Source organism: Actinomadura sp. KC345 (assembly GCF_004348515.1).
Classification (GTDB): domain Bacteria; phylum Actinomycetota; class Actinomycetes; order Streptosporangiales; family Streptosporangiaceae; genus Spirillospora.
The window spans coordinates 1-14614 of sequence record NZ_SMKH01000203.1 but is presented as its reverse complement, the minus strand read 5'-3'; the positions used below and the strand labels follow the sequence as shown (position 1 = coordinate 14614).

General features: G+C 73.2%; 16 protein-coding genes and 1 pseudogene. 13 read left to right on the top strand and 4 right to left on the bottom strand.

Translation table 11 applies throughout. From position 1 onward, the window contains the following. On the bottom strand, nucleotides 1–310 hold a 310-nt coding region (locus E1281_RS27425), incomplete at its 3' end, for a hypothetical protein (protein ID WP_207943521.1). Between the two features lie 110 nt (nucleotides 311–420). Between E1281_RS27425 and E1281_RS27420 the strand changes: the two genes are divergently transcribed. From E1281_RS27420 to E1281_RS27400, 7 genes are all read left to right on the top strand, one after another. Beyond that, a complete protein-coding gene (locus tag E1281_RS27420) occupies nucleotides 421–1071 on the top strand; it encodes a TetR family transcriptional regulator (protein ID WP_131882604.1) in 651 nt (216 codons plus the stop codon). Beyond that, nucleotides 1068–1469: a phosphomannose isomerase type II C-terminal cupin domain gene (locus E1281_RS27415; RefSeq protein ID WP_131882603.1), complete on the top strand. Its 402-nt coding sequence runs from the start codon at nucleotides 1068–1070 to the stop codon at nucleotides 1467–1469. The genes E1281_RS27420 and E1281_RS27415 overlap by 4 nt, the downstream gene beginning before the upstream one ends. Before the next feature lie 101 nt (nucleotides 1470–1570). After that, nucleotides 1571–1726, top strand: a complete 156-nt coding sequence (locus E1281_RS40520) for a hypothetical protein (RefSeq protein ID WP_165959129.1) — start codon at nucleotides 1571–1573, stop codon at nucleotides 1724–1726. After that, nucleotides 1696–3879, top strand: coding sequence for an anthranilate synthase component I (locus E1281_RS27410; protein WP_131882602.1), 2184 nt, complete (start codon nucleotides 1696–1698; stop codon nucleotides 3877–3879). The genes E1281_RS40520 and E1281_RS27410 overlap by 31 nt, the downstream gene beginning before the upstream one ends. 260 nt (nucleotides 3880–4139) lie before the next feature. Then, on the top strand, nucleotides 4140–4286 hold the full coding sequence (locus E1281_RS40515) for a GPGG-motif small membrane protein (RefSeq protein ID WP_165959128.1): 147 nt from the start codon (nucleotides 4140–4142) through the stop codon (nucleotides 4284–4286). Between the two features lie 69 nt (nucleotides 4287–4355). Then, complete coding sequence (locus tag E1281_RS27405) at nucleotides 4356–5273, top strand: SDR family oxidoreductase (protein WP_131882601.1); 918 nt, start codon at nucleotides 4356–4358, stop codon at nucleotides 5271–5273. Between the two features lie 115 nt (nucleotides 5274–5388). Beyond that, nucleotides 5389–5790 (top strand): ChaB family protein, encoded by a 402-nt coding sequence (locus E1281_RS27400; protein WP_131882600.1) that lies wholly within the window; start codon nucleotides 5389–5391, stop codon nucleotides 5788–5790. Between the two features lie 31 nt (nucleotides 5791–5821). Here E1281_RS27400 and E1281_RS27395 read toward each other — a convergent pair whose 3' ends face one another. Next, entirely contained in the window at nucleotides 5822–6802 is a 981-nt protein-coding gene (locus tag E1281_RS27395) for a YafY family protein (protein WP_131882599.1), read from the bottom strand. 111 nt (nucleotides 6803–6913) lie between these two features. Between E1281_RS27395 and add the strand changes: the two genes are divergently transcribed. Continuing rightward, nucleotides 6914–7957: an adenosine deaminase gene (gene add, locus E1281_RS27390; protein ID WP_207943520.1), complete on the top strand. Its 1044-nt coding sequence runs from the start codon at nucleotides 6914–6916 to the stop codon at nucleotides 7955–7957. On the opposite strand, the gene E1281_RS27385 is transcribed toward add, so the two are convergent. After that, a complete protein-coding gene (locus tag E1281_RS27385; RefSeq protein WP_131882598.1) occupies nucleotides 7954–9198 on the bottom strand; it encodes a DUF1266 domain-containing protein in 1245 nt (414 codons plus the stop codon). The genes add and E1281_RS27385 overlap by 4 nt on opposite strands. A 136-nt stretch (nucleotides 9199–9334) precedes the next feature. On the opposite strand from E1281_RS27385, the gene thyX reads away from it, so the two are divergent. The 3 genes from thyX to E1281_RS27370 all read left to right on the top strand — a co-directional run bounded on the left by thyX (nucleotide 9335) and on the right by E1281_RS27370 (nucleotide 11836). Further along, nucleotides 9335–10132: an FAD-dependent thymidylate synthase gene (gene thyX / locus E1281_RS27380; protein WP_131882597.1), complete on the top strand. Its 798-nt coding sequence runs from the start codon at nucleotides 9335–9337 to the stop codon at nucleotides 10130–10132. Nucleotides 10133–10190: 58 nt separating this feature from the next. Further along, nucleotides 10191–10913 (top strand): dienelactone hydrolase family protein, encoded by a 723-nt coding sequence (locus tag E1281_RS27375; RefSeq protein ID WP_131882596.1) that lies wholly within the window; start codon nucleotides 10191–10193, stop codon nucleotides 10911–10913. Nucleotides 10914–11035: 122 nt separating this feature from the next. After that, nucleotides 11036–11836 (top strand): helix-turn-helix transcriptional regulator, encoded by an 801-nt coding sequence (locus E1281_RS27370; RefSeq protein ID WP_131882595.1) that lies wholly within the window; start codon nucleotides 11036–11038, stop codon nucleotides 11834–11836. Nucleotides 11837–11840: 4 nt separating this feature from the next. Here E1281_RS27370 and E1281_RS27365 read toward each other — a convergent pair whose 3' ends face one another. Then, the gene (locus E1281_RS27365) at nucleotides 11841–12902 is read right to left on the bottom strand and encodes a globin domain-containing protein (RefSeq protein WP_243717464.1); all 1062 of its coding nucleotides are present in this window, start codon (nucleotides 12900–12902) and stop codon (nucleotides 11841–11843) included. Nucleotides 12903–13500: 598 nt separating this feature from the next. Between E1281_RS27365 and E1281_RS27360 the strand changes: the two genes are divergently transcribed. Both E1281_RS27360 and E1281_RS27355 read left to right on the top strand, forming a co-directional pair. Beyond that, a complete protein-coding gene (locus E1281_RS27360; RefSeq protein WP_131882593.1) occupies nucleotides 13501–14250 on the top strand; it encodes a gamma-glutamyl-gamma-aminobutyrate hydrolase family protein in 750 nt (249 codons plus the stop codon). A 95-nt stretch (nucleotides 14251–14345) separates the two neighbouring features. After that, a pseudogene (locus tag E1281_RS27355) lies at nucleotides 14346–14614 on the top strand (alpha/beta hydrolase); the annotation flags it as partial.

Here is a 14614-nt window from a genome sequence, read left to right as displayed (position 1 = left end):
GGAGGGGGGCGGGCCGCTGCCACGACTCGGACCGCGCGGCCACCGCGAGCCGGACTCCGGGGTCGGGATCGCCGGCGAGGCGCGCCCGGATCGCGACGGGCGCGTGACCGGTGCGCGCGACCAGCCGCCGCGTCCGCGGATCCGGGTGCCGGGCCGCGGCGTCGTACACGGCGGAGGGCACCCCGGCGCGGTGCAGGAGGGCGATCCTGACCGGGTGCTCGGCTCGCTCCAGGATCAGCAGCAGGAGATCGGCCGGGGCGGCGGGGTTGGCGGCCAGGCCTTCCAGCCGCACCGAGTAGAGCGTCCGCACCCAGATCACGTTATCCGCCGCCGCCGTGTGCCGGAAGGTCGCCGCAGGGGAAGTTCCGCGCAGGCCAGGCAGTGTTGTCACCGGGTAACACCCCCGATACCTTTGCTTGCATGACACGTTCGCGGGGCGGGCCGGGACCACGGCGGGATCCCGGGCGCCGCCGCGCCCTGCTCGAGGCCGCCGACCGGGTCATCCAGCGGGAGGGCCCGGAGGCGTCGATGGCCGCGATCGCCGCCGAGGCGGGGATCAGCAAGCCGATCCTGTACCGCCACTTCGGCGACAAGAGCGGTCTCTACCAGGCGCTGGCCGAGCGGCACACGCGCAAGCTGATCGAGGGCATCCGGGAGGAGTTCTCCAGCGGCGGCCCGATCCGCGACCGCACCCGCTCCACCATCGACACCTACCTGTCGACGATCTCCAAGAACCTCTACCTCTACCGCTTCCTCATGCACCGGGCCAGCGCCGAGGACACCGCCACCCACAGCGCGATGAGCACGATGATCCGCGACGTGAGCCGGGAGCTGGCCGAGGTGATGATCGCCGAGGGGGAGATGGCGGACCGGACCCGCGCCTACGTGTGGGGCCACGCCATCGTCGGCATGGTGCAGACGGCCGGCGACTGGTGGCTCGACCATGACGAGGACGTGCCGAGGGAGGACGTCGTGGACGGCCTCGTCGACCTCGTCCTCGGCGGGCTGCCGGCGGCCGCGTCCGGCGCCCGCGCCCCGCAGACGACCGACGACCCGCGATCCCCGAGGTGACCGTGCAGACCGACGCCCCCGTGCAGACCGACGCCCAGACCGGCGTGCGGCCCGAACCGGTCGTGGAGACCGAGCGGCGGCCCTGGGGAGGCTTCGAGCGCTTCACGCTCAACGAGCCGTCCACCGTGAAGATCATCCATGTGGAGCCGGGGCAGCGGCTCAGCCTGCAGCGGCACCGCGACCGCGACGAGCTGTGGGTGGCGCTCGACCCCGGCGCGGTCTTCGAGGTGGCCGGGCGCCGCATCCTGCCCGAGGTGGGGGGACGGGTTCTGATCCGGGCCGGCGAGACGCACCGGCTCGGCTCGGACGGGCCGGCCGTGCGCGTCATGGAGATCGCCTTCGGGCACTTCGACGAGGACGACATCGAGCGCCTTGAGGACCGGTACGGGCGGGCCTGAGCGATCGGGGACGGCCCGGCCGGCCTGGTGAACGGGCGGTACGAGCCCTCCGCCCCCGCCCGTGGTAGCCTCGCGGGCATGCGAACCGTAGCCTCCCGGTGGTGGTGGCGCCGCTGAGGCGGCGCCGGTTCGAGCACGTGCAGACCCAGGCGACCGCCCTCACCCGGCGGTCGTTCCTCATGCTCTCCGCCTGGGTGCAGGGCCCTGACAACGAGGGGCCACCGCGGTGGAGACCGTCCCACAGCAGCAGCCGCTGACCAGCGAGTTCGTCACGGCCGGAGGCGTGCGGGTCACCCGTACCGCCACGCCGGTCGACCCCGAGCGCAAGTCCGACGTGCTGAACGCCCTCGTCGCCTCCGTGGGGGAGCGGCGCGGCGGCGTCCTCAGCTCCGGCATGGAGTACCCGGGCCGCTACAGCCGCTGGCACATGGCCTACATCGACCCGTGCCTGGAGATCGTCGCCCGCGGCCGGGCGGTCGCCGTGCGGACCCTGAACGAGCGCGGGCGCGTCCTCCTGCCCGCCGTGGCCGGCGCGCTTCGCGGGACCGGCGAGGTGCGGGCCGACGAGCCGGGCCTGTTCGAGGTCGTCGTCCCGCCCGCGGAGGAGTTCTTCCCCGAAGAGGAGCGCAGCCGCCAGCCGACCGTCTTCACCGCCCTGCGCGCCGTCGTCGGCCTGTTCCGCTGCGACGACCCCCACCTCGGCCTGTACGGGGCGTTCGGGTACGACCTGTCGCTGCAGTTCGAGCCGCTCCGGACGAGGGCCGAGCGGCCCGCGGACCAGCGCGACCTCGTCCTCCACCTGGCCGACGAGATGATCGTCGTGGACCGCAAGCGCGAGACCTCGCACCGGATGTCGTACGAGTTCGAGGCCGGCGGGGCGAGCACCGCGGGGCTGCCGCGCGCCACCGCGCCGACGCCCGCGCCGCCGGCGGGCGCCCGGCTGCCGGAGCAGCCCGTCCCCGGCGTGTACGCGCAGATGGTGCGGGACGCCAAGGAGAAGTTCGTCCGCGGCGACCTGTTCGAGGTGACCCCCGGGCACGCCATGTACGCGCGGTGCGACGCGCCCGCCGCGTTCTTCGAGCGGCTGCGCGAGACCAACCCGGCGCCGTACGAGTTCCTGTTCAACCTCGGCGACGGCGAGTACCTGGTCGGCGCGTCGCCGGAGATGTTCGTCCGGGTGAGCGGCGACCGCGTCGAGACGTGCCCGATCGCGGGGACGATCAAGCGCGGCGCCGACGCGCTGGAGGACGCCGAGCAGATCCGCACGATCCTCGCGTCCGCCAAGGACGAGTCGGAGCTGACCATGTGCACCGACGTGGACCGCAACGACAAGTCGCGGATCTGCGTACCGGGCAGCGTGCGCGTCCTCGGCCGCCGGCAGATCGAGATGTACTCCCGGCTGATCCACACCGTCGACCACATCGAGGGGCGGCTGCGCCCCGGGTTCGACGCGCTGGACGCGTTCCTCACCCACATGTGGGCGGTCACCGTCACCGGCGCGCCCAAGGCGTGGGCGATGCAGTTCATCGAGGACCACGAGGAGGCGCCGCGCCGCTGGTACGGCGGCGCCGTCGGATGCGTCGGCTTCGACGGGTCGATGAACACCGGCCTGACGCTGCGGACCGCGCAGATCCGCGACGGCGTCGCGACCGTCCGGGCCGGGGCGACGCTGCTGTACGACTCCGACCCCGACGAGGAGGAGCGCGAGACCCACCTCAAGGCGAGTGCGCTGCTCGGGGCCCTCACCGCGTCCCAGAAGGCGGCCGGGGTCGCCGCCCCCGAGGTGGCGCCGCTCCCCGCGCAGCCCGGCGACGGCCTGAAGGTGCTCCTCGTCGACCACGAGGACTCGTTCGTCAACACCCTCGCCGACTACTTCCGCCAGCAGGGCGCCGCCGTGGTCACGCTCCGGCACGGGTTCCCGGCGCGGATGCTGGACGAGCACGCTCCCGACCTCGTCGTGCTCTCGCCCGGTCCCGGCCGGCCCGCGGACTTCGGCACCGGCGCCCTCCTGGACGCGCTGGACGCCCGCGGACTCCCGGTCTTCGGCGTCTGCCTCGGGCTCCAGGCGATGGTCGAGCACGCCGGCGGCGAGCTGGCGCTGCTGCCCGAGCCGTCCCACGGCAAGCCCGGCCAGGTCAAGGTCACGGCGCTCGACTCCGGGGGCGGGCTGTTCGAGGGGCTCCCGGACGAGTTCACCGCGGCCCGCTACCACTCGCTGCACGCCACGCCCGACCGGGTGAAGGGCTTCCAGGTGACGGCGCTGACCGGGGACGTCGTCATGGGGATCGAGGACCCGGAGCGGCGGCGCTGGGCCGTCCAGTTCCACCCGGAGTCGATCCTCACCGCGGCGGGCGGGGCCGGGCACCGGATCGTCGCGAACGTCCTGGAGCTGAGCCGCTCGCAGAGTTGAACCATTCGTGGAGCTGAACCCGTCCTACTCCTGAAGCAGGAGGGCGGCCGGGCCGAAATGGTCCTGAGGTCGCTGTCGCCGGCGCGGGCGCACCCGGAAGACTTGGTCACCGGCCACCGCGCCGCCCCCGGGCGGTGCGGGTGATCGCCGTTATCCCGGACGGAGGGGGAGGCCGCTCCCCCTCCGTCCATAACGGCAAATATGGACATCCGTACCAGGATGCCGGTTTTGCCGTGAATCTACCGGGGACTCTCGGGCCCATGATGACAATTCTGTGGCTCATCGCCGTCATCCTCGTGATCGCGGGGATCTACGTGATCCTCGCCCGCCGCGACCTGCTCTGGGGGATCGTCCTCATCGTCGTCGGGCTGCTCGTCGGCCCCGGCGGGGTGAGCATCTTCACCTGACCGGAAACCGGGCGACCGGAGACGGAACCCTGACGCAGCCTGTCAGGTTTCGGTGCCAGCATCGTCTCCATGAGCAGTGCGCTGAAAGGAAAGATCGCCCTGGTCGCGGGCGGAACGCGCGGCGCCGGCCGCGGCATCGCCGCCGCGCTCGGCGCCGCGGGCGCGACCGTGTACGCGACGGGACGGACCACGCGGTCGCACCGGTCGGAGATGGACCGTCCCGAGACCATCGAGGAGACCGCGGAGATGGTGACGGCCGCGGGCGGCGAGGGAATCGCCGTCCAGGTCGACCACCTCGACCCGGACCAGGTCACCGCGCTCGTGCGCCGCATCGACGAGGAGCAGGGGAGGCTGGACGTCCTCGTCAACGACGTCTGGGGCGCCGACCACCTGTTCCAGTTCGGCAAGCCGCTGTGGGAGCAGTCCCTCGACGACGGGCTGCGGCTGCTGCGGCTGGCCATCGAGACCCACGCCATCACCAGCCACCGCGCGCTCCCCCTGCTGATCCGGGAACCGGGCGGGCTGGTGGTCGAGGTGACCGACGGCACCGCCGAGTACAACGCGCAGTACCGCAAGGACGTCGGGTACTTCTACGACCTGGCCAAGAGCGCCGTGATCCGGATGGCGCTCGCCCAGTCCGAGGAGATCGGGGAGTACGGCGCCACCGCGCTGTCGCTGACGCCCGGATGGCTGCGCTCGGAGGCGATGCTCGACAACTTCGGCGTCACCGAGGAGAACTGGCTCGACGCCACGGAGAAGGTCCCGCACTTCGCGATCTCCGAGTCCCCCGTGTTCGTGGGGCGGGCCGTCGCGGCCCTCGCCGCCGACCCGGACCGGGCGCGCTGGAACGGGGCCTCGCTGTCCAGCGGGGGCCTCGCGCAGGTCTACGGGTTCACCGACGCCGACGGCAGCCGTCCCGACGCCTGGCGCTACATCGTCGAGGTCGAGCACGCCGGACGTCCCGCCGACGTCACCGGCTACCGCTAGGCCTCCGGCCTCGGGCCCCCGCCGATCCGGCACCTCGGCGGGGGCCTCACCCCGCTCCGCCGGTTTGAATCGATGCTGTCCGGTTATGGCGTTTAACGAGGTGAAAGGAGCAGCCATGCCGATGATCAAGCGCGGGAAGCCGGTGAAGTCGGAGCTTCCCGGGACGCTGCAGCGCTCCACGGAGGAGGCGCAGGAGACGTTCGCCAAGGCCCACGACTCCGCCGCCGAGACCTACGGCGAGGGAGAGCGGGCGCACCGCACCGCCTACTCGGCGCTCAAGCACAAGTTCGAGAAGAGGGGCGACCGGTGGGTGCCCAAGGGCCGCAAGGGCCCGTCCGATCCCCGGGCCAAGGACCCCGACGCACGCCGCGGCCGGGGCCGGACCGCCGGCGGCGTGGACGTCGAGGGCAGCAGCAAGAAGGAGCTCTACGACCGCGCCGCGCGCCTGGACGTCCAGGGCCGCTCGAAGATGACCAAGCAGGAACTGGGCGAGGCTATCGCCCGCAAGCAGGACTAGCGCGGCGGAGCCGCGCCGGGGCGGGGCGCGCTCAGCCGGGCCGCCGCGCCGCGTACAGCCCGGCGAGCCTGGCGGCGGCATCCGCCATCCGCTCGCGCAGCTCCGGGGGAGCCAGAACCTCGGCCTCGGGTCCGAGCCGCATCAGTTCGGACGCCGCGACGTCCGCCGACTCGACCGGGAGCGTGGTCACCACCCACCCCCGCTCGTCGGGCTCGCCGGCGTCCTCGGCCGCCCGAAGCGCCGCGTACGGCTCGACCGCGTACCGCAGGATCCGCATCCCGGCGGGCGACAGCCGGACGGTGACCTCCTCGCGCAGGATCGACCGCAGGAAGCCCTGCGCCTGCTCCCGCCAGTGCCCGGCGAGATCGAAGTCCTCGTCCCGCTCGAAGAGGGCTCCGGTGGGCCGGACGTCCCTCACCCGGTCCACCCGGTAGGTGCGGTGCCCGCCGCCGACCCGCGCGACCAGGTACCAGGTGCCGCTCTTCAGCACGAGCCCGTACGGCTCGGCCTCCCGGGTGACCTCGGTGCCCCCGCGGCGGTAGCGCAGCTCGACGCGCTCGTCCTCCCACACGGCCCGCGCGAGATCGCGCAGCAGCGGCGGCGGCCCGGAGCCGCCGAACCAGCCCGGCGCGTCCAGGTGGAACCGCTGGCCCGCCCGCGACGGCGCGTCCCGCAGCGACGCGGGCAGCGCCGCCAGGACCTTCAGCTCGGCCGCGGCCACCGCGTCGCCGCGCCCCATCTCCCCGGCCGGGCCCGGCAGCCCGGACAGGAACAGCGCCTCCGCCTCCTCGCGGGTGAGGCCCGTCAGCCGCGTCCGGTACCCGCCGACCAGGCGGTAGCCGCCGCCGCGCCCCTGGTCGGCGTACACCGGGACCCCGGCCGCCGACAGCGCCTCCATGTCGCGGTAGACGGTGCGCTCCGAGACCTCCAGCTCCCGCGCCAGCTCGCCCGCGGTCATCGTCTCCCGCGACTGCAGGAGGAGCACCATGGAGATGAGTCGAGCCGCCCGCACGGGACCCATTCTCCCGCACCGCGAGCGCTGCCCGGACGTTTCTGACGTATCCCTGGCAGGTTCGAGCGGTTGGCCTGTCAGGGCAGGTCCGGCGGCTGTTAGCTTCGCGGTGTGCTGACCGACACCACATCCATCGAGGCGTTCATCGACGCCCTGCCGAAGGTCGAGCTCCACGTCCACCTCGTGGGTTCCGCCTCTGTCCCCACCGTCCTCGAACTCGCCCGCCGCCACCCGGACGGATCCGTCCCGGTGGACGAGCGGGAGCTGCGCGCCTTCTACGAGTTCCGCGACTTCCCGCACTTCGCCGAGGTGTACGAGTCCGTCTCCGGCCTCGTCCGGACGCCCGAGGACGTGGGGACGCTCGTCCTCGGCACCGCCCGCGACCTCGCCGCGCAGAACGCCCGCTACGTCGAGCTGACCGTCACCCCCTACACCCACCAGCGGGCCGGGATGCCGATGCCCGCGATCACCGAGGCCCTCGACCACGCCGTCCGCGAGGCCCGCGACCGGCACGGCATCCGCGTCGCCTACATCTTCGACATCCCCGGCGAGTTCGGCGCCGACGGCGCCCGCGGCACCCTCGACCACGCCCTCGCCCATCCGCCGGAGGCGCTCGTCGGATTCGGGATCGGCGGCATCGAGCAGGTCCGCCCGCCGCACCGGGACGCCTTCCGGGACGCGTTCGCCGCCGCCCGCGCGGCCGGTCTGCGCAGCCTCCCGCACGCGGGGGAGATGACCGGGCCGGAGACGATCTGGGAGGCGATCGAGGGACTCGGCGCCGAGCGCATCGGCCACGGCATCAGCTGCATGGACGACCCGCGCCTCATCGCCTACCTGCGCGAGACGCAGCTGCCCCTCGAGGTGTGCCCGACGTCCAACCTCCGCACCGGACAGGTCGCCGACCTGGCCGGCCACCCCCTGCCGAGGATGCTGGAGGAGGGCCTTTTCGTCACCCTCAACAGCGACGACCCCCCGATGTTCGACACCTCCCTGACCGGCGAGTACCGCATCGCCGCGGAGGTCTTCGGCCTGGACCGCGCCGGGCTGGCGTCCCTGGCCCGCAACGCCGTCACCGCCTCGTCCCTGGACGAGGACGGCCGCCGGGCCGTCCTCGCCGACATCGACGCCTTGGCCGGAGGCGAGGACGGGCGCTAACCCCAGGCCATGCGGCGCCACGGGCTGTCGGGGTCCTCGGCGAGGACGCGGTGGCCGGCGAGGGAGCGCTTGTACCATTCGCCGAACTCGCCCTCGTCGAACCGCAGCATCCTCCCCAGGACGTACCCGGCGGAGAACGAGCCCCACGACGAGTACACCTGGCCGGCGCGCCCGCCGGCCGTGAGGACGCACTTCTCGGCCTCCTCCGCTTCGCAGTACCCGGCGTTCAGGCCCCAGCGGGCCATGTTCACCGCGCGTCCGAAGTCGTAGCCGTACACGCTCTCGATCCGGCCGTCCGGCTTGAGGAGACCGTCCGCCCGGAAACGCGCCTCGTACCGCAGGACCAGATCCGGCAGCTCGGCGACCTGCCGGATCGTCTCGTCCGAGATGTCGTGCTCCCGGCACCACGCGACGACCGCCTGGCGCCATTCCCGCCGGCCGGTGCCCCTGCCGCGCTGGTCGAGGACCATCTGGATCGCGGGATCGCTGTTCTGCGCGTCGAGCAGCACGTCCATCCGCTCGCGCCAGCTCTCGTGATCGGTGACGCCCCAGTCGCGCTCCAGCAGCGCCTTGTCGTCGCCGGAACCCCCGTCAGGGGCGCCCAGCGTGTTCCACGCCACCCCGTTGCCGACCGCCAGATGCGCCCCCACGGCGAGGGCCGCCGCCAGGCGCCCCCACGAGGTGCCGTCGGGGTCGGTGACGAGGATGTCGTGGTCCCGGTCCGGACGCCGCTCGGCGTCGGCGAGGAGCTCGGCGACCTGCCGGTGCCCCTCACCGCCCGGCGGCATCTGCGCGAGCAGCTCGCGCAGCGGCCGCAGCGCCCCGCGCGGCCCGGCGTCCTTGACGATGAGCCGCGCGGCGTGGACGCCGGCCCCGTCGGCGCGCCTGTGATCGTGCAGCGACGAGAACGCGCTCATCGCCGACCACGCGCGCCGGGCCGCCTCGCCGGTCCGGCCCGCGGCGGCCAGGACGTGCGCCGCCTGCGCGTCCACCCCCGCGCGGACCTCGGCGGGCATGGAGGCGGCGGCGCGGTCGAGGGTGTCGAGGACGCGCTGCGCCTCGCCCGTGCTCCCCGCCGCGGCGAGCGCCCGCGCGGACCGCGCCCGCGCCGCGACGGCGGCCGTCCAGTCCCCACGCCCCTCCATCTCCCCGGCGGCGTCCGCGTAGGCGGCCGCGGCCTCCGTGTGCTTCCCCTGCCGCTCGAGTTTCCTGGCCCGTTCGAGCATGCCCTGATACGTCATCGTCCGTCCCCTCCGTCCGCCCACCGTACCGGCCGGATGATCTCCAGGAGCGGGCCTTTCCGCAGCCCAGGTCGCGGCCGTCCTGCCGTGGTGGTTTCCTAGGGACGATGCAAACGACCCGTGGGGGGATACGAGAGTGAAGAGCGTCGAGCCTGAGGTGTACCTCGTTGCGCGGCCCGAACTGGACTACGACGAGGTCGCCAGGTATCTGCGGGACGTGGGCGGGGAGAGCTGGCTGGAGCGGCTCGACCGGGGCGACCTCGACGACGAGCTGAACGACCCCCAGAATCTCGCGGAGTTCGCGGGCAGGCTCTGCTACCGCTCGTGGGAGCCGGGCCTCAATCCCAACGTGGTCAAGGTCCGCACGGACTCGGGCCAGTACCTCCAGAACATCCTGCGCAGCCTGCACGGCTCGGTGCTGGAGCACGTCAGCTTCAGCTTCGTCCTGCACAACGTGAGCCGCGTGCTCACCCATGAGCTTGTCCGGCATCGTCCCGGTGTGGCCATTTCGCAGGAGTCGCTGCGCTTCGTCCGGCTCCAGGACATCCCGTTCTGGTTCCCCGAGTGGGCGCGCGAGGACCCGGAGCTGATGAAGCGCGCCACGGCCATGCTGGAGCAGATGGAGGAGTTCCAGGGCTGGATGGCCGAGCACTTCGGCCTGGACGACGAGGGCGTGCCGTTCAAGGAGAAGAAGCACAAGACCTCGTTCATGCGCCGCTTCGCCCCGGAGGGCGTCGGCACCGGGCTGGTCTGGACGGCCAACGTCCGCACGCTGCGCCACACCCTGGAGAACCGCACCGCCCCCGGCGCCGAGGAGGAGATCCGCCTGCTCTTCGGCAGGATCGGCGAGGTGATGCGCACGGAGGCCCCGGACCTGTTCGGCGACTACGTCGTCGAGGACGGCGCCTGGATCCCCGAGTGGCGCAAGGTCTGACCTCGGGCCGGGGTCGGGTCTAGGCGTACGGTGCGCGCGTAGGGAATTGTTGGACGGTATGTCTGACATCACGATTCCCGCGGGTGAGCGGGAGCTGCCGGGGTACCTCGCCGTTCCCGACGGGGAAGGGCCCTGGCCCGGGGTGGTCATCGTGTTCGAGGCGATGGGCGCGAACGAGGACATGCGCGCCCAGGCCGACCGGTTCGCGGCCAACGGCTACCTGGCCGTCCTGCCTGACCTCTACGACGGCGCTCCGTGGATCCGCTGCGTCACCAAGGCGATGCGCGACATGCGGTCGCGGCGCGGCCCCGCCTACGACCACATCGAGGCGGCGCGGGCGTGGCTGGCGGGACGGGACGACTGCACCGGCGGCGTGGGCGTGTGCGGGTTCTGCATGGGCGGCGGGTTCACGCTGGTCGCGGCGGCGAAGTACGACTTCCAGGCCGCCGCGGTGAACTACGGCATGCTGCCGCGCCGGCCGGAGGAGGCGCTGCGCGGCGCGTGCCCGATCGTGGCGAACTACGGCGGCGCCGATCCGACGCTGCGCGGGGCAGCGGGCAAGCTGGAGCGGGCCCTCGACGGCGCCGGTGTGACGCACGACGTGAAGGAGTACCCGGCGACCGGGCACAGCTTCCTCACGATGGGCACCCTGCCGGCCCCGCTCGGCCCGGTCGCGAAGATCGCCTTCGGAATGGGCCGGGGGCGGGAGAACGCGGCGGACGGCTGGGAGCGGATCTTCGCCTTCTTCGGCGAGCACCTCACGGAGAAATCTACAACGTAAAGGCGCCGGGTCGGCCGCCTGATCGGGAACGCGGAACCGCCCGGGTCCGGGTCACCCGGGCTGCGCGTCCATTACCTCGCACGTAATCGCGCAGATGACGGGCCGAGGGTAGCGTCGGTGCGATGACGACGGCGTTGAGTGACGTGAGGCCGGTGGGGGACCAGCTGCGCGCGTGGCGGCAGCGGCGCAGGCTGAGCCAGCTGGAGCTGGCGTCGGAGGCCGACGTGTCGACGCGGCATCTGAGCTTCGTGGAGACGGGGCGTTCGGCGCCGAGCCGGGAGATGGTCCTGCGGCTGGCCGAGCACCTGGACGTGCCGCTGCGCGACCGGAACCTGCTGCTGGTGGCGGCGGGCTACGCGCCGGTGTTCGACGAGACGCCGATCGAGGAACCGAGGATGGACTCGGTCCGGGCGGCGCTGAGGCAGGTGCTGGACGGGCACGAGCCGTACCCGGCGGTGGTCGTCGACCGGTTCTGGAACCTGATCGACGCCAACGGCGCCGCCGCGTTCTTCATGGAGGGCGCGCCGCCGGAACTGCTGGAGCCGCCGCTGAACGTGCTGCGGCTCAGCATGCATCCCGACGGGATGGCGAAGAACATCCTGAACCTGGCCGAATGGCGCGCCCACATGATCGACCGGGTGCGCCGGCATGTGGCGCTGACCGCGGACGCCTCGCTCGCGCAGCTCTACCGGGAGCTGCGGTCCTTCCCGGGGGACGTGGGGGAGGCGATGGCGCCGCCCGAGGGCAGCGAGGTGTTCGTCCCGCTGCGGATGCGGGTGGACGAGCGGGAGCTGTCGTTCTTCAGCACGATCGCGACGTTCGGCACGCCCGTCGATATCACGGTGGCGGAGCTGGCGATCGAGTCGTTCTATCCGGCGGATCCGGCCACGACCGCGTTCCTGAGGGAGCGCGCCGGGTGGTGAGCCCTCAGTCCTCGGCGGCGAGCAGGTCGTGGTGGATGCGGCTGAGGGACATCCCGTGCCGCTGCAGCGCGGTGACGGTCCGCCGGACGAGCGGGACGGGCCCGGCCGCGTAGGCGTGGTGGTCCTCCCAGCCGGGGACGCCGTCCAGGAAGCCGGGCAGGACGTCCGGTATCCGCCCGTGCAGGCCGCCGGGCCCGCCGGGCGAACGCGACAGGACGGGGACGACGCGCAGCCGGGCCGAGGCGGATTCCAGCCGGCGCAGTTCCGCCAGGTCGTAGAGGCCGCGCTCGGTGCGCGCCCCGACCAGGAGGCGGACCTCGCGGCCGGTCCCGGCGGCCTGCTCGGCGAGCGCCTTCATCGGGGCGAGGCCCGTGCCGCCCCCGATCAGCAGCAGTCCGCGAGGCGAGCCCGGTTCGAGCGTCATGGTGCCCGCGGCCGGGCCGAGCAGGACGGTGTCGCCCGGCGCGCAGTGGCGTACCAGCGCGCCGCTCACCCAGCCCGCGGGCCGGGCGCGGACGTGCAGGCTGATCGAGCCGTCGGGCCGGGGAGCGTTGGCGACCGAGTAGGTCCGCCACACCCGGGGCCAGCGGGCGGTCTGCACGCTCACGTACTGGCCCGGCAGGAACGGCAGCGGCCGCTCGGGGCGCAGGGTGAGGACGGCGAGGTCGTGGTCGCGCCTGTCGTGCCCGGTGATCTCGGCGACCCACCACGGCGGGCGGCCGGACCCCTCCCGCCCGGCGGCGGCGATCATGGTCGCGGCGGCGGACCGGTAGGCGCGGGTCCAGGCGTCCTCGGCCTCGGCGGTCCACACGTCGGCGGCGAAGGTCCGCACCGTGGCGATCAGGGCGGTCTCGACGGCGGGGTAGTGCTCGCGCAGGACGCCGTACTTGCGGTGGTCGCGGCCGAGCGCGCCGAGGTGGCGGGTGAGCTCCTCCGGGCTGTCCTGGCTCCAGACGATCCGGGTGAGGGCATGGAAGAACCGGTCGTGCTGGGTGCCCATCGCGGGCGGGAAAAGGGCGCGCATGCGGGGCTCGCGGGCGAAGAGGCGGCCGTAGAAATAGCTCATGGCGCCCGCCGGGTCCGCTTCGAGGCGATCGAACGTCTCTTTGACGATTCGGCGTTCCGACGACATTCTCCAGCTCGCCCCCTTGGGCTTTTGGAGGACGGGCGTTCGGGTCCCGCGGCGGTGGCGCCGCATCCCGATGCCCGGCTTGATGAGATTCTCGCACTCAATTCCGCAGGTCCTCAAACAGGGCCTCGCCGGCCTCGTCGGAATGTTCCGCTGTGTAGCCGGCGATGAATTCTCCGTGAGTGAGTACTCCGGGAGAAGGTCACGCATACTGATCGGTACTCGCCGGGCGGCGGTGAGGTCCCGCGGCCGGCGCCGATCGTGGGACATGATTCTCCTCCCAAGTGGAAGATTTCAGAATTCTTCGGTCTTGCGCCCAGAGCCGGTGTGTCCGCGGGGCCCGTTCCGCCGGGGCCGATCTCGCCACTTCCGACTGCGACGATCCGTCCCGTGCGGCAAGCTGGCCGGGAGAGCGCCGGGGACGAGGGCGGCCCGCGGGGGCGGGTGAGGCACCATGAGGTGCAGCCGAACGCGACGAATCGTCCGAATCGAAACCCCGTCCCGTGGCGATCGTCCAGCAGAGGGGGAACCACGCATGACAGAGGCCATCCGCGGGGCGCCGTCCCCGAAGGCGGGCGCCGGAGCACCGCCGCTCATCGGGATCACCACGTACCAGGAACCGGCCCGCTGGGGGGTCTGGGTGCGCGAGGCCGCGCTCCTGCCGACCCCGTACGTGCGCTCGGTCGAGCGGGCCGGCGGAGTCCCGGTCATGCTGCCCCCGACCGCGACGCTGCGCGGGCTGGACGCGCTGACCGGGCGGCTGGACGGCATCGTCATCGCGGGTGGGGGCGATCTCGACCCCGACCTGTACGGCGCCGTCCGGCATCCCGAGACGGGCCCGCCCCAGCCGCAGCGCGACCGCTTCGAGCTGGCGCTCGCCCGCGCGGTCGTGGACGCCGACCTGCCGTTCCTGGCCATCTGCCGGGGCATGCAGGTGCTGAACGTGGCGCGCGGCGGCGCCCTGATCCAGCATCTGCCGGAGGCGGTGGGGCACCAGGGGCACGCCCCGGAGACGGGCCTCGTCGGTTCGCACCCGGTACAGATCAGCGGGACCAGCCTCGTCGGCAAGATCATGGGCGACTCCGCCCAGGTCCCCACCTACCACCACCAGGCGGTGAGCCGGCTCGGCAAGGGCCTGTCGGCGGTGGCCTGGGCGGAGGACCAGGTGGTGGAGGCCGTCGAGCTGCAGGGCCACCGCTTCGGGCTCGCCGTCCAGTGGCACCCGGAGGAGGGGGACGACGGGCGCCTGTTCGAGGCCCTGGTCGCCGAGGCCGCCGGCCGCTGAGGCCCGGCCGGCGGGGGAGCGGAGGGGTTGACGTACCGGCACCGGGGAAGGCGATCGGTAGATTTCCGTGTACATCGCCTACCGGAGGCCGCCGCATGCCCCTGCACCCGCAGACCGTGAGCTTCCTGGAGGTGCTCTCCTCCTGGACGGCCGCGCCGCCGGACGCGGGCGGCCGGGCGGAGCCCACGATCGAGGAGATGCGGGCCCGGACCGGCGCGGCCCTCCCCGCCGCCGCCCGGCGCGAGCTGCCGCTCGTCCGCGACCTCGCGGTCCGCGGGCCGGACGGCCCGGTCCCGGTGCGGCTCTACCGTCCGGCGCCTCCCGAGCGCGGCCCGCTGCCCGCGCTCGTCTACCTGCACGGGGG

Excerpts from the sequence above, each read along its gene's own strand:
- E1281_RS27375 (WP_131882596.1), top strand. The coding sequence starts at position 10,191 with ATGTCTGACATCACGATTCCCGCGGGTGAGCGGGAGCTGCCGGGGTAC.
- E1281_RS27400 (WP_131882600.1), top strand. The coding sequence starts at position 5,389 with ATGCCGATGATCAAGCGCGGGAAGCCGGTGAAGTCGGAGCTTCCCGGG.
- E1281_RS27365 (WP_243717464.1), bottom strand. The coding sequence starts at position 12,902 with ATGAGCTATTTCTACGGCCGCCTCTTCGCCCGCGAGCCCCGCATGCGC.
- E1281_RS40515 (WP_165959128.1), top strand. The coding sequence starts at position 4,140 with ATGATGACAATTCTGTGGCTCATCGCCGTCATCCTCGTGATCGCGGGG.
- E1281_RS27405 (WP_131882601.1), top strand. The coding sequence starts at position 4,356 with ATGAGCAGTGCGCTGAAAGGAAAGATCGCCCTGGTCGCGGGCGGAACG.
- E1281_RS27370 (WP_131882595.1), top strand. The coding sequence starts at position 11,036 with ATGACGACGGCGTTGAGTGACGTGAGGCCGGTGGGGGACCAGCTGCGC.
- E1281_RS27385 (WP_131882598.1), bottom strand. The coding sequence starts at position 9,198 with ATGACGTATCAGGGCATGCTCGAACGGGCCAGGAAACTCGAGCGGCAG.
- E1281_RS27360 (WP_131882593.1), top strand. The coding sequence starts at position 13,501 with ATGACAGAGGCCATCCGCGGGGCGCCGTCCCCGAAGGCGGGCGCCGGA.
- E1281_RS27420 (WP_131882604.1), top strand. The coding sequence starts at position 421 with ATGACACGTTCGCGGGGCGGGCCGGGACCACGGCGGGATCCCGGGCGC.